We start from the raw sequence: 14,411 nt of genomic DNA, 5'->3' as shown, positions 1-14,411 counted from the left end.
AGTAATACTTTATGCCACAATATTCGCTAATGCGTGCGGCGGCTCTCTCGATCCTCGCGGCTTCGTCGGACCATCTCCGCAACGTCGGTCACGGCCACACGGTCGATGATGGGTTGGCTTGGGTCGATCGGAGCGAAGACGGAGGCGTCGTACTCCAGAACGGACTGCAAGGTGCCGTCCATCATCGCGAGATACATCTCGTAGAGGCCGCGGCCCCGAAGGGTATAGGCCTCTCCCGCATGGGTGAAGGTGATGTACTCTGCGCCGTCATACTGGCGCCATTTGAGCTTCTTGAGATCAGGGTAGAGGATCCCGTGGGATTGCACCCCAAACTCCTTCGGGCTGCGGAGATACGTCCCCAGCGTGAACCCCATCCGGGGAAAGCCGGGGGTTACGATATAGGCTTCGTAGTCTGCGCTGCCCTCGGCCAAACCGTCGCGCCCTCCCTGCGGTCGTTCGCCCCGGGAGCGTATCACGCGCTGCGCGATCCGCGAGATCAATCGGCCTTCTTCCTGCGGTATCATCGGTCAGGCTCCTCTTGCTCCGGTTCCGGTGGCCGATCGATCCCGGCCTCGGGTGGTCCGGTTTGTGGCGCTTCGACTTCCGGCGATGGGGTCTCGGAGGCGACCTCCTGCTCCTCGGGATCGAGTTCCCATCCGAACGCGCCCCGAATGCGTTGTGCATGCTGGTCGAAGCGGTCTCGCCACGCGTCTGCGTGCTCGCGGAAGGTTTCTTTCCATTCGCCAAACCGGTCTGCCTGTCGCTGCCACCAGAGCGCCAGGCGCGTGCGTTGCCCTTCTTCGCTAGTCGACCCCTTTGGGTCTTCTAACTCCAGGTAGGCGTCCTTGACACTTTCGTTATGGATTGCCCGGAAGGCATCATCGGCGGCCTCGGCCTCTTGGGCCTCGGCATGATCGGTCGCGTGGCTCTCGTCGAGCGCGTCACGCCGCTCCTCGATGGCCTGGCTTTCCTGGCTTTGCGCGCGACCGAGGAAACGGAGATCGGGGAACTCGTCTTCTGTCTCAGAGGTGGCGGAGACGCGGACCTCTGAGCCAATGCGTTCGAGAGATCCGTTCTGGAGCTCTGGCCATTCGTAGCGCCAACGCATGGCTGTCTCATGTCTGTTGAGCTCTCGGGAGGCGTATTTGTTGTTGGCGAACTCACCGTCCTCGACGATGCGAGGGGTGACCCTGACATGTGCATGTGGCTGGTAGAGCTTGAAGCCTGTGACATGACCGTCTCGGTTCGTGATCTCCATCACATGGACGCTCTCCACGCCCTGTGCGTCTTCACGACTGAGGAAACGGATCCCCGCCTCTGCGAGGCCACGGATCTTCTCGGCTTGGGTTTCGGAGAGGCCCATAGATGGGATTGTCCGCCCGTAATTATGGATTGCGACATCAGCCACGAAGCCTTTGTCGACGAATTCCTTCTGAACGAACTGCTGCACCAGGCTGCGCTGTTCTTCGTGACTTAGCTCATAGGCGAACCCCAGCTGGACCTCGCGCCCGAGCCGTGCTGTCGCCGACCTCTCCCTGTCCTCGACCCAGTTCCAAAGCGAGGATCGATCGTGGACGAATTCGGGTGCGTCGCTCGGTGCCATAATGAAAGTTTCGCGGACTACGTCGCTCCGGTTGGCGTAGCGGAACCACTTGTCTTTTCCGTCATCACTGTAGTTTTCGTGCTTGAGGTTCTCTCCGGCCCGGTAGGCAGCGCCTGCGACTGCACTGGCGCGTCGCCCGGATTGTGCTCCTTTGCGTGATCGGGAAACTGGTGTGGTTTTGCAGGTAATGTTCCTCATGACGACGTCAGCGTAGCATGGGAGAGTGAAGAGAGTGTTAATATGCTCGTATACACAAAGCCGCGCTTTGTACGAGCATCAGACCCCCTCCCGTCCCCTCAAGGGGGAGGCGCGTTCAGTTGCCACGCAGGCTGACGGTCCCTCTCAACCCCATCTGAAAACCCTGCCTCCGACGCGGCACAGTGGCCGCAGGGAGCCGGGTTTTCTGCCGGGGCATCAACGCCCCGTGGTCGCTCTGACGCCGCTCAGGCGTCCCCCTTCGAAGCCGGGGGAGGCTTTGATCGGTTCGATGCTGCGTCTGTTGACCAAAACAACTGGTGATCGTCAGTCAGGTATTCTCCGAGATCAGCGACTGCGCCTGCCCGTCCTGCCTTCAGCTGCGATAACATCTCTCCAGCATCGCCGATGCCGCGCCTTGTCTGTTTGGCCGCGCTCTACTTCAATTGTTCATCTTTTGTTCTTTTGCGCGTGTGTTGTCGTGTACAAACCAGTTGGCAACAATTTGTCACTAAGACGTTTCCGAAAGGGTTCGACGACCTGCTCGAAACGGAGATGTGCAATGGCAAAGTGGATTAGTATCGGGGTCCGTGCCGACCTAGACCCAACCGAAGGCAATTTTGAGAGCGAGAATTCTGCCAGTTTGCTCGGGACAATTGACAACACCATGATGTCGATTGTCTCAGCCGTTTCCAACGATGGTAACGGTGATGGCATCATATGGGAAGATGATCTCGGCGGTGGGGAAACCGTAACCGTCGATGGCGTTACGAGCGGACTCGATAGCGTTCAAACATACAACGCTACGATTACACTCGGCGATGGTTCATCATTCACTGCAATACTAGGTGTCGCACAGCTTTCAAGCGGCGAAGCTTACATTATCCCAACTAATGAAGTACACCTTGACAACTTAAAGATCCAATCCGTCGAGCTGACGAGTGTTTTTGTCGATGAATATGATGGGATGTACACAACCAGTGCTGCGCGGTCGGTAGACAACACCAGTTTCGTATGTTTCGCCGCAGGCACTCTGATCGATACCCCGGACGGCCCGCGCGCCGTTGAGGTTCTCAAACCCGGCGACCAAGTCATGACAGTGGATAACGGAGCGCAAGTTATCCGCTGGGTACGAAACAGCGCGCATTACTTAAGGGATACTGAGCCCGACGCTAAACCGGTACTGGTCAAGGCGGGGGCGCTAGGTCAATGTTTGCCGACAGAGGACTTAGTCATATCGCCGCAACACCGTATCTTGGTCGGCGCTGCCGGGCAGCTACAGGCGATTTTCAACTCTGAGGTATTCGCGCCGGCGAAATCACTGACAGGCCTGCCAGGCATCCGTTATATGAAAGGTAAGTCTCACGTAAACTGGGTTCACTTCGCCTTTGACAGGCATGAGGTTGTTACCGCCAACGGCTGTCTGTCGGAATCACTGTTGCTTGGACCGATGGTCATGAACGGTTTGAACGCAACCGACCACCATGAAGTCATGCGACTTTTCGGGCCTGCGACGTCTCTTGCCGCAGCCGTGAACGGCCCGCCTGCGCGAGAATGCCTGCAGGCCGGATATGTAAGACGTTTGATATCAGAGTACTTCCGCGAAAAGAATTCTCTTGCGTCAAAGAGAATCCGAAAGCAGAGCCGCGGTGTCGAAATGGAGAGGAACAAGGCCGAACCGTTGGACGCGGCGTAGCCTTCGAACTGGCTACTTTGGTCTGTGTTCATAACCTCGGGCAGACCGAAGCGGTAGATGGTCTCGTTCAGTGCCTCGACGCAGAAGTCGGCCTCCAGTGTGTTCGAGATGCGCTAGGCCAGCACTTTGCGGGTGTGCCAGTCCATGATCGCCATCAGATAGAGAAAGCCCCGTCGCATCGGCAGATAGGTAATACCGGCCGCCCAGACCTGGTTGGGTCGGGTCACCCACAGCCCTTTCAGCAGGTAGGGGCAGATCTTGTGCCCCTTCGCCGCCTTGCTGGTGTTGGGCTTCTGGTAGATCGGAATGAGACCGATCAGCCGCATCAACCGACGGATCCATTCCTTGTTCACCAAGTGCCCAGCGTTGCGCAAATGCTAGGTCACCTGCTGCACCCCGAACCGGCTTGCCAGCTTCGCGACCGTCTGCTCACCCTTCACCGGTTTCAGCGCCACCTTCGCCTTGAACTCCGGCGAGTGCTGCTTCCGTTTCGACATCTCTGATCTCCTTCCCGTCGAAGATCAGCAGATTGCAATTCGTAGCTCACGTCAGTGTCCGAACTTCGGGGGTAACTCAGCAGGCGCGGGCGATGGCTGGCTTGGAGCCAGCCGTGAAAGCGAAGACCAGTTAGTAACACATTCTAAGCCATAACTGGGCAAAAACCTGCCACTGAGCCACTCCATCAACAGATCTTAACACCGTGTTAATGTGTTTCCTCGACGTAATGGCTACTACTCGCTGAGGAGATCTTTTGTCATGCATTTAGCTATTGGCCTCAATCAGCAATGCGACATCCTGTTCCAGGATATTGCTTGTCACGCTAATGACCAAGTGGAGGAGCCGGCCTGCAAGTCTTACCATAAGTCGGGGCAATTGCTGACGCTACATCAGCGGACGTTGACGTCGGATGGGCTACCACGTTGCCAGGCTCAAGTGTTTGAAGAACGCGTCTGTCCAAGACGCGCAATTTCCGAGCGGGTGATCTCCGCTTACCTTCGGTCACTTGCAGGATCTGCCTCATTCCCAACGGCACAAGGCGCGTCCCGGGGATGACAAGTGCTTCCAGTTCAGTGGCTCTATCGGTTGACTGCCAAATAGTATCCTCGGCGCGAAACAGCGCAGCGTTTTTGCGGGCGGAAGAGCACATCACGGGGCACAACACGATCCGAGACTTAGTTGGAGGAACCTGATCCAACTCTTCCATCAGTCCGTAGTCGTCACACAGATTGCACAAGATACGTTCCTTCCGCGCCTTTTTTGAGCCACAAGTGTGAAGGCCATCTTAACTATCGAAATAGTTACCAAATCGTTATCAAGGTTTTCATGCTCCTCATGTACGCACAGGTGTATGATAAGCGTTGTTTTTTAGCGACTATTAAGGAAATCTTCGGCGCCGAAACGAAGTGTTGGGTGCCAATAAGTATCTGTTTTATCGAGCTTTCTTTCCGAGACTCATCGAGTCAGGACCCGCTCCTGCGTGATCGACGTTTGAAAAGAGTGGTGGCTAGCTCTTGTATCTGTCTCAGATGAACTAACCAAATTCTAAGCGCAGTGCGTTGTCTAGAAGACGTGAGCTGAGGTGCCACGTGGGCCTAAAACCTGTACGAGCTTCGTCTGGGATCAAAGAAACGCTCTGTCGGCCGAAGCTCGTGCGATGATTGTCTGTTGCCATGCGCGCCGGCATCAACATCGAAGCGGGCTCCACTACCTATATTCGCATTCCCTGCAAACATGTCTTTGCAAAGCCCTGGAAGGCGATGGATGTGCTCTGCCCCCAGAAACTTCAGACCTAGGCGGTCCAGAGAAGAGACACAGAGCAGATATGGTGGGGTGACTATGCCACGACGCGGTAAGTGTGAGAAGCATCCACTGGTTCAATCAGTGTAGCCTGCGAGGCATGCCCGAGCTTATTGAACCTGCGCAATGGGGGTTGCAGATGTTCCGTCAAGCTGTACGAAACAAAGCGTTCAGACACCTACAAAGCGAGAGGTTGAATAAAGGCTGATACGTTTTGCAGTTACAGTTTCCCCAACTTAATGGGTGATTGTTATCGCTGTTTCCGGTGATCGGCTCCGTATCCAACCATATGGCGGGCGCAGAGACGTATCATCTAAGACTGGCTCCCATGGTAAATCTACCAACCGCGGCCATGTCATCAAGAATAATAGACCATCGTCACAGCCAGCGGGGCAGGGTATACGCCGCATCCATCGCACGGGATGGCCGTCGATCTCGTCGACCTGGCCAATGCCTCCGCAAAGTTCGCAGTTATCAGTCATAGACATGCCGTACGGTCAAAATGGTTAACACTTCACTAACGACGCCATCTTGATCAGCCGCGCGCGGATTACGTCATGACCAGCAGCTCTCTTTCAGTCACACCTGCCTCAATCGCTTCTTTGTACCAGGCCGGTTGCCGACCACGTCCAGACCACGTCAGGTCGGCATTCTCGGGATGTCGATACTTCGGTGGTAGTGCTGTCTTACTGGAAGGTTTTACGCTGTCCAACAGATCAGCAAGAGTAAATCCGGCTTCTTTCGCTATCGCCTCAACCTTGGAGAGCGTTTCTTTCCGCCTACGCTCTTCAAAATTTTTGATCGTCTTCGCGACATTTTTTTCTAGAGCTCTAAGCTCTTCGAATGAAAGACTATTCAGATTGATATCTGTCATATTGCGCCTCCAGACATGTTATCGTCCCTTCATACAGTAGCGAGCGAACAAGATGTGCGCCACTGTCGAAGTCGCATGCTTAGATAATGTAGTATATAAAAATTTTTATTATGTAAATTATTATACTCTGTGGTGAGCGCTTGCACGTGATCCGGCTGCCTCTTTGCGCAAATCTAGTGAAAGAGCTATAACACAAATCAGTATCCTCCACCTGATAAGTGCGGTCGGTGCTAGGCCTGCGGCAATGAGGCCATGTAGATTTGGCTGGCAGAAGGCTCCTCTTTGACATCCCGATTCGACAGACGACTAAGTTTGTACAGAGCCTTCTATGCCTGATCAGGTTGAGCTGGGCGGCGTCAGACTTAAGCACGTTGAGATGACGTCAATGTACGCTGAACAGGGTCACCCTCACCCCACTTGCGCGACAATCTCGGTCAGAGAGTTGCGAACGGACGCTTGCATTACGTAGGGTCAAAAAACCTCTACTTTAAGTGCAAATCTTGACTATAGCGCCGAACATTAAACGAACAATCCGTAAAAAACAGCTTAATAAGCACGAGGGGAAGGTAACAGTTTTTCTTTTATAAACAGTAAATTGAGAATTATAAGACTAACCTCTTGCATCTAACATGCATGGAGCGTGGTGGAGTTGGTCGCCGATTGTAGTTAACGCCTTGTTAAGAGCCGGGCGGTACGCCCGTCAGTTGAGCAGTATGGCGAAGGCTAACCTAAGAGTGAAAAACACCGGGTTACAGAAAATGGAATTAGGTAATGGAACCGGTCCTTCAATCTGCGAGCAATGCAAGAGAAATAAACTATGGAGATGTGCTTCCTGTTTTAATAAGAAGACATATTCAAATCCGAGAAAAGGTAACCTTGTTAACTGTCAGGTTGCGGACGCTTGAAGTCGAATTGCTAAATCTAAGAAGTCTGACGAGTCAGTGCAGGCAGAGGAGAACTTTCGACAGTATACAGAAAAAGGCGACCTATGTCTTGAACGATCAAAGGCGCCACTCTGAGCAGCCTAGGGAGCTGTCTTATCGCCTACATGAGCATCAATCGAGATGGTCTTGTCTTGGCGTGCCAGAACAAGACGTTTTCCGGGGCACAGTGTGCTTTGACATAAAATCAAAAACAGAAGAGTGCTGTTCTTTAGAGAACACGATATGTGACATGGAAGAAGAGGCATTGAAAATTAGTGAAGAAGTGCTTTGTATGGATGCTGTGTCGGCGCAGTCAGCGTTGCTAAAGATTCAATTCTTAACAGAGCAACTAATAGGACGTACAGATTGGTGTTCGGAGCAGATAGGATATGAGATATTGAGATGCACGGAGGTTCTAGTTGCTATGACACCACTCTCGGCGCTTACCAGTGTAGTCGCTGCATCAGTTGTGGAGGATTGACGATTAGGTGGCCGGGTTCCGATGTTCAGATGTTGTCGAGCCGCACTTGGAACCGGTCTGGTATTTTCACTCGCTCGGGTTCCTGGGTGTGATGGACCATGATGAATAAGGCTACAAGGCTACGAAGATGTTTTCTTCAGAAGCGCCTGAGCGCGCCGCGTGGATGGTGCTCGTTAATTGAGATAAAGGCGGTTCTGGCTCACGGACGATTACGTTGATGTGCGGTAAGGCGGATCGCTGTGCGCACACGCTGAACGTGCGCAGCTAGAAGGCTGGAAGCGATGGAAGCAGGCACGTATCCGTTATTAAGGCGGGGGGCTCGGGAGATGGTCTCTAAGATCAGGGGCGCTTGGATGGAAAATAAGACAACCGGATGCCGAGTCTTAGTGGCGTTTGGTTTTAGTCTATTGGAGCGATGGAAATCGAGCTTTCGAAAAGAACTTTCCGTTAATCACTGTCTGGTAGCCTGACTGCGGCCTAGCAGTGCCTACTAAACGTATCAAATTGTCAAATCTACTGAGTTGAAAGGCCTCCCGTACACTACGGGAGGCCCGCTTGATGACGGCCGTGATTGCTTTGGCGGTATACAGTGTTGTAGGGATCGTAGCCCTCTGTGTCAGATCCACATCCACCGCCTCGGGGATGTGATTAGCAAGTATTGATAGGGTTACGGGCTCGCGATGATGTCGGTATCTTGCTATGCAGGGACTACAAAGAGTCGTTTCTTGCCATGTGCTGAGGGCCTCGACATGCAATTCGCGACGCATCATCAAAGGTGGTGAGCTTTTCTCTGTATTGTAGAGCAGCTTCAGAAGCCTAACTAGACATTACTATTTGCGGTAAACAGAGGTCTATTTCTATCATCTATGGTGATGGGGGCCGCACGGCGAACGCTTGCTTGATGGCGTCTAGAAGTACCGCTAGTTCGATGGGCTTTGACAATCGAATGTCCTCGGCCTGAGGCGATCCAGTCTGCGCAACTTGGTCTGTCATGTTTCCCGACATCACGATGGCAGGCAGAAAGGGCCGATGCTCTCGCAATGCTTGCAGCAGGGCCGGACCTTGCATCGGCCCGGGCAAGATCACGTCAGTCAGTACTAGATCGACGTGGTCGGACGCCAGGAATGAAGCTAGCGCCGCCTCTGCGTCAGCGGCTTCCATGACGTCATGTCCAGAGAAAGACAGGGCTTTGCTTAGTGACGCCCGCAGATCGGTATCGTCTTCGACTAGGAGAATTGTTTTCTTTGACATTTCCCGTTGCGCTTCGAGGTACTTTTGAGTGCTCGTAGACGCGTTCGTTGGATCGCTCACAGCAGGAAAGTAAAGATCGAACTGAGTTCCTTCCCCTTGCACGGACGCAACTTGGACGACGCCGCCTGACTGACGCATGAACCCGTCGATCATTGCTAGCCCTAACCCGGAACCCGCTCCCGGTGACTTGGTCGTAAAAAACGGCTCGAAAATACGAGGTAGCTTCTCTCTGGCGATGCCTTGACCGGTATCGATAACCGACAACACAAGATAGCGCCCGGGTGGCAGCTCCCCCGGATGGCGTTCGTCGCGGTTGTTCTCGGTCGCCACAAGCGTAGTTTTAATCTCGATCCGTCCCCCTTGCGGCATGGCATCCCGCGCGTTGAGTATAAGGTTCAACACAGCGCTCTCGACCATGCCGGGATCTACCCGGACCCGTGGCATGTTCGGGCGTAAATCCATCGCGATTTCTATGGAGGCGGGTAGCACGCGATTGGTCATGCGCCCTAAGTCTTCGATGATGTCGTTTACATTCACGATCTTGGGTTCGAGCGGTGCCTGTTGAGCAAAGCTGAGCATGCTTCGCGTTAGATCCGCGCCGCGCTTCGTAGCAGCAATGCAGTTTCTAATTAGTATTTCGCGCTCCGCCGGTTCGGTTTCGAGAACGTGAAGCTCAAGATTGCCGAGGATCACTGCTAGAAGATTGTTGAAGTCGTGCGCTACGCCGCCCGTGAGGCGCCCTAGGGCCTCTGCCTTCTGGCTTCTGAATAGCTGTTCCTGAAGTAGCCGAGCTTCGGTGATGTCTTGTCCAACGACTTCAATCATGGAACCGGTAAGCCCAGGTTCGTGTGGAAGTGGTGCATAGATCTTACGCAACGACCGGACAGAGCCGTCAGGTGTGATGTGGCGCAATTCCAACGCGCGCTTTCCTTCGATCGAGAAAGCTCCAATGAGGTCGCGAACCGCCTTGCGGTCTTCTTCTGCGATCAGAGTTTCGATAATCTGTGATGGCGGCATCGCCATGAGCACTTCGCGTTCCAGGCCATGCATATCAGCGTAAATCGCATCGCATTCCACGACGCGGTCGGCCTTCACGTCGATTACCGCGTAACCGAGACTAGCCAGTTCAGCCGAATGTGCCAACCGACCCCTCGCTTTCGCCAACTGAGCGTCTTTGCGTTCCATGTCGCGTAGAATTGCACCGCTGGGCGAGAGGAGGGCCCGCCACGAGAAGACGCGCTCATCAAGGTATGCAGAGAAACGTCTCTGAAAGATCAAAGAAAAACTAACGACGACCAAGCCGTAGGCCACGGCTGTCAGCAGCTTGCCCGATAGGCTTCCAACGGCCGCTGCAACTGTCTCTGGAGACGGTCCGAAGGCGACAATCGGAAATGCAAGGCCATCGAAACATAGTACTGCAACGAAGATCACTAAATAGGTGATCCTGATCCCCACGGCCGAGTGAATACGGGCCTTTGTCGCCTCAAACACAAACGCCATGAACGTGAGTTCCAGCACGATCATCCCGCCGCCCAAGACAATTAAAAAGCTCGATGTCTCGAACAAACCGACTGGTACGCCAAGTTGATTCACAACTCCTGGCGCGCCTAGTGTGCGTGACGCCAGAACGGAGAGGCTGAGCACGAACACGTTCACGAGGACTACAAGCTGCACAATCCGACGCAAGACGAAGATATCGCGCTCCGCCAGGACGAACAGCACCGAGGTCACCATGAACGCGCCATAGAGAAGGTTCCCCCCGCTTATCACCACTCCGTCCGCCAACGTGAGGGAATAAACACTGCCTAAAAAGCCCCCAAAAGTAAGAAGAACGGCTAAGTAACAGTACAGATAAACTGCGCGAAACGGCCTGGGTATCGCCGATAGAAGCAGCGCAAACCCCGAGAAAAGCGTGACATGTGCGAAAAACAGAACCGCCACGTGCACCACTCCCTAAGTCACTCCACCTGGCTGGAATGACTAGCACAATCCGGAACTTTTCAAGGAAGAGTTGAGAAGCTGGGCGATGCGTACCACTTCACGCCTGGTCGTTCTCGGGAAGCTAAGTGCGAAGACGGCCCACATATCCAGAGCGCTCCTCGATGACCCAGACTGCGGTGGTCGTGCATCGCGCCGTCCTGGAGAGTTGAACGTCTATTTCTCTAGCCCAGCCCCAACATGTAGATTTGATTGACGTTACCCTGAGGCTCAGAGTAAGCGTCCGGTCTGACTGCCCTGCCGGAGGTGCGTTAATGTCGGATAGTGTCCACTTAGCTAAGTGGACACTTAAGAGGCCGGGATGGCGAAGCGGCGCAAGCGCAGGAAGTGGAGCGATGACGAGAAGCGCATGATTTGCGCGCAGACTGTTGTTCCCGGTGTTTCGGTTGCACAGGTCGCGCGGCGGTACGATTTGAACGCCAACCAGATTTTCAATTGGCTGAAAGACCCGAAGTTTGCACCGGACGACCATGTCCAGGAAGGTGAAGCGGCGTTTCTGCCGGTAGAAGTGATTGCACAGCCGACCCCACCAGAACCTCTGCCGGAGCCGACCGGGTTGATCGAACTGGAACTGGCGAACGGGCACCGCCTGCGGATCAGCGGGAGCTATGATCCTGAGGCGATAGCGCGTCTGGTGCGGCATCTGACATGATACCCGTTCCCGCGAACACGAAGGTCTGGCTGGCCGCAGGCGTCACCGACATGCGCAAGGGGTATGCATCCTTGGCTGCGCAGGCAGAGAAGGTGCTGAAGCTCGATCCCTTTGTCGGGCATCTGTTTGTGTTCCGGGGCCGCCGGGGTGATCTGATCAAGATCATCTGGTGGGATGGCCAGGGCGCGTGCTTGTTCTCGAAGCGTTTGGAGCGGGGCAAGTTTGTGTGGCCAGCCACCAAGGAAGGCAAAGTGTCCCTCTCGCCTGCGCAACTGGCGATGCTTCTGGAGGGCATCGACTGGCGCACACCGGGCCGAACCTGGCGACCTTTGCGCGCGGGATAGGATTCCCTCTGTCTTTCCAGTGATGTAAGCTCACGCCATGATGGCTGAAGCGATGACATTGCCGGAAGATTATGGGGAACTCAAAGAGTTCACGACCCAGCTTTTGGCTGAGATCAAAGCCCAGGCTATGCTCATTGAGAAGCTACGGCACCAAGTCGCCGGGCAAAACGCTTGGCGCTACGGATCGACGTCTGAACAGACCAAACAGCTCATGTTGGCGCTTGAGGCGAGCGAAGTGGCTGAGGCTGCGATGACAGCCAAAATGAAGCTCCCACCGGATGAGCCTAAAGACAAACCCAAGCGCCGTCCGATCCCGGATCATATCCCGCGCAACAACATTGAGCTCTTGCCGCCCAAGGACCACTGCACATGTGGCGGGGCGTTGCGTCAGATTGGCGAGGACGTGACCGAGGAACTGGAATACGTGCCGGGGCGGTTCGTCGTGAACAAGATCACCCGCCCGCGCTTTGCTTGCAAACGCTGCGAACAGTTCACGCAAGCTGTTCTGCCATCGCGCCCAATTGAGCGTGGTCGCCCTGGGCCGGGTTTGCTGGCGCATGTGCTTGTCAGCAAATACGCGGATCACCTGCCTCTCTATCGCCAGAGCCAAATCTTCGAACGTGACGGACTTGATCTCGACCGTTCTACCCTTGCGGATTGGGTTGGAAAGACCACGACCCTCTTGGCTCCACTGGCAGATGCCATCGGCAAACATGCCCTGAAGGGCAAAGCCATCTTCACGGATGACACACCGGTCAACATGCTCGCACCTGGCACAGGCAAGACCAAGACCGGGCGTCTTTGGGTCTATGCCCGCGATGAACGTCCATGGAGCAGCGGTGTGCCTCCCGCTGCTTGGTATCAGTTCTCTGAAGACCGGCGCGGGGCGCACCCGAAGGATCATCTCAGCAAATACAAAGGCTGGATGCACGCCGATGGTTATGCCGGGTATGAGGCGCTTTATCGCGACCACGGCATCAAAGAGGTCGCCTGCATGGCCCACATCCGGCGCAAGTTCGTGGATGTTCATCGATCTCAGGGCTCAAGCATCGCCGAAGAAGCGATCCTGCGGATCAGCCAGCTCTACGCCGTTGAGAAAGAGGCGCGTGGTTCACCGCCAGATCAGCGTGTTGCCGTCCGGCAGGCCAAGGCCACACCTGTCTTCGATGACCTGCAGGATTGGCTGGGTAGGCAACTCACGATCATATCGGGCAAATCCCCGCTCGCTCAGGCGATCCGATATGCGCTGACGCGCATGCGGCGGCTCAGGCCTTACTTGGCCAATGGTATCCTGGAACTCGACAACAACACAGCCGAACGCGCCATGCGGGCTATCGCTTTGGGCCGCAAAAACTACCTCTTCGTCGGATCACCCGCCGGTGGCCGCGCCGCTGCCGTGGCGTACACACTCATAGGAACGGCAAAACTCAACGGCGTTGATCCCCAGACCTGGCTCGCTGACACCATCGCGCGCATCCCCGATTACAAGATCACCCGCGTGAACGACCTGCTGCCTTGGAGCGTCAAGCCATGAAGATGATCGGCTTCCATACTCCGGAGCTTCCCGACCCCCTTGGCCTTGATCTCGCTAAGCTTCACGGTGGCGGATCTTGTCCCTCCGAGTTCTATGGGGAAACGCATGATGGCCTTGATGTTTATGTTAGGTATCGCGGCGGAACACTACGCGTTCACGTTGCCCACGAGCCAGGAGATGATGCTCTGGACGACGGAGAGTGTATCCTGGAAGCCGAAATCGGCCCTCCATTCGACGGAACAATGTCACTCACCCAGTTTTGCACCAACTTTGGCGTGACAGTTGAAGGGGGCATTCCTGAAGAAACTGATCCCGAAGCACATCTCTACGCAAATCTGACCGGCCAAACGACATTTTGGAAAGTCCACCTGCATCGGATTACTATCGAAACGTCGCGAAAAATCGTCGACAAAGCCCGGTCAGCGTTCCCCAACGCACTTTTGGTAAAACCAATTTATGTGAAACCAGAGCCTCACGAAGGGTTGGTGTTGGACAGAGTTGAACTCACGACACCAGAGAAGCTTGATACTGCAAGCGTATATCTGATCGACGGCCCATCTCTTTTGACTGATATCGAAGTAAGCCCTGGGGAAGGTATCTTGCCAAAGTCGGGACAGTTGCAAATCTCGGCGAGCTTCTCAAGTTGGCAGTACTCCCTCGAACATCACATGGCACTCTTGCCAATGGCAGAAAAGGAGCTCGGTCAAACATTCTATGTCCCGGGAAAGCAAAAGGACCTGCCCAAAGAAATTGAGCTAATCACCGATAGCCTGAACATGAGCGCCAGCTTCACCAAAGACGATGAAACCACGCGAGGTAAGCTTGCCAGTCTAGGAGAGGCAATCTCACAGTTGATCCCCCCGACCAACTTGGAACGGATCGAGCTCGAAACAGGAAACCGCATCGACTACATCGATAGACCAATCGACCCAGTTGTGGTGGAGTGGTGCAAATCCGGCCAAAACCGGTGGATATCAATCATGCGAGAGAACCGAAACGGACCATGGATCGGGGTTCGGCCCACAAAACGCTGAGCAATCCGCGTCTTCACCGGACGCTTACG

10 protein-coding genes and 1 pseudogene are annotated in these 14,411 nt (G+C 54.7%); 5 read left to right on the top strand and 6 right to left on the bottom strand.

Annotated elements, in window-relative coordinates:
- Positions 1-26 precede the first annotated feature (26 nt).
- Both K5R33_RS18620 and K5R33_RS18615 read right to left on the bottom strand, forming a co-directional pair.
- Positions 27-524, bottom strand: a complete 498-nt coding sequence (locus K5R33_RS18620; protein WP_220750593.1) for a hypothetical protein — start codon at positions 522-524, stop codon at positions 27-29.
- Positions 521-1,801 carry a MobA/MobL family protein gene (locus K5R33_RS18615; RefSeq protein ID WP_220750592.1) on the bottom strand — a complete coding sequence of 427 codons (1,281 nt, stop codon included), beginning with the start codon at positions 1,799-1,801 and terminating at the stop codon, positions 521-523. The genes K5R33_RS18620 and K5R33_RS18615 overlap by 4 nt, the downstream gene beginning before the upstream one ends.
- A 559-nt stretch (positions 1,802-2,360) precedes the next feature.
- Between K5R33_RS18615 and K5R33_RS18610 the strand changes: the two genes are divergently transcribed.
- Positions 2,361-3,494, top strand: a complete 1,134-nt coding sequence (locus K5R33_RS18610; RefSeq protein ID WP_220750591.1) for a Hint domain-containing protein — start codon at positions 2,361-2,363, stop codon at positions 3,492-3,494.
- A gap of 5 nt (positions 3,495-3,499) precedes the next feature.
- Here the strand turns inward: K5R33_RS18610 and K5R33_RS19145 are convergent.
- The 4 genes and pseudogenes from K5R33_RS19145 to K5R33_RS18590 all read right to left on the bottom strand — a co-directional run.
- Positions 3,500-3,871: pseudogene (locus K5R33_RS19145) on the bottom strand (DDE-type integrase/transposase/recombinase); the annotation flags it as partial.
- The gene (locus K5R33_RS19275; RefSeq protein ID WP_505744262.1) at positions 3,872-3,991 is read right to left on the bottom strand and encodes a transposase; all 120 of its coding nucleotides are present in this window, start codon (positions 3,989-3,991) and stop codon (positions 3,872-3,874) included.
- A 1,850-nt stretch (positions 3,992-5,841) separates the two neighbouring features.
- Complete coding sequence (locus tag K5R33_RS18600) at positions 5,842-6,165, bottom strand: H-NS histone family protein (protein ID WP_220750589.1); 324 nt, start codon at positions 6,163-6,165, stop codon at positions 5,842-5,844.
- Between the two features lie 2,268 nt (positions 6,166-8,433).
- Complete coding sequence (locus K5R33_RS18590; RefSeq protein WP_220750587.1) at positions 8,434-10,761, bottom strand: ATP-binding protein; 2,328 nt, start codon at positions 10,759-10,761, stop codon at positions 8,434-8,436.
- A gap of 358 nt (positions 10,762-11,119) precedes the next feature.
- On the opposite strand from K5R33_RS18590, the gene tnpA reads away from it, so the two are divergent.
- Genes tnpA through K5R33_RS18570 form a run of 4 tightly spaced genes read left to right on the top strand, consistent with a single transcriptional unit; the run spans position 11,120 to position 14,382 of the window.
- A complete protein-coding gene (gene tnpA, locus K5R33_RS18585) occupies positions 11,120-11,470 on the top strand; it encodes an IS66-like element accessory protein TnpA (RefSeq protein ID WP_220750586.1) in 351 nt (116 codons plus the stop codon).
- Entirely contained in the window at positions 11,467-11,814 is a 348-nt protein-coding gene (gene tnpB, locus K5R33_RS18580) for an IS66 family insertion sequence element accessory protein TnpB (RefSeq protein ID WP_132248985.1), read from the top strand. Before tnpA ends, tnpB begins: the two co-directional genes overlap by 4 nt.
- Positions 11,815-11,851: 37 nt before the next feature.
- The gene (tnpC, locus tag K5R33_RS18575) at positions 11,852-13,348 is read left to right on the top strand and encodes an IS66 family transposase (protein WP_220750585.1); all 1,497 of its coding nucleotides are present in this window, start codon (positions 11,852-11,854) and stop codon (positions 13,346-13,348) included.
- Positions 13,345-14,382, top strand: coding sequence for a hypothetical protein (locus K5R33_RS18570; RefSeq protein WP_220750584.1), 1,038 nt, complete (start codon positions 13,345-13,347; stop codon positions 14,380-14,382). The genes tnpC and K5R33_RS18570 overlap by 4 nt, the downstream gene beginning before the upstream one ends.
- Positions 14,383-14,411 lie beyond the last annotated feature (29 nt).

Source organism: Jannaschia pagri, assembly GCF_019655435.1.
Classification (GTDB): domain Bacteria; phylum Pseudomonadota; class Alphaproteobacteria; order Rhodobacterales; family Rhodobacteraceae; genus Jannaschia; species Jannaschia pagri.
This window is presented reverse-complemented; position numbering and strand designations above follow the sequence as displayed.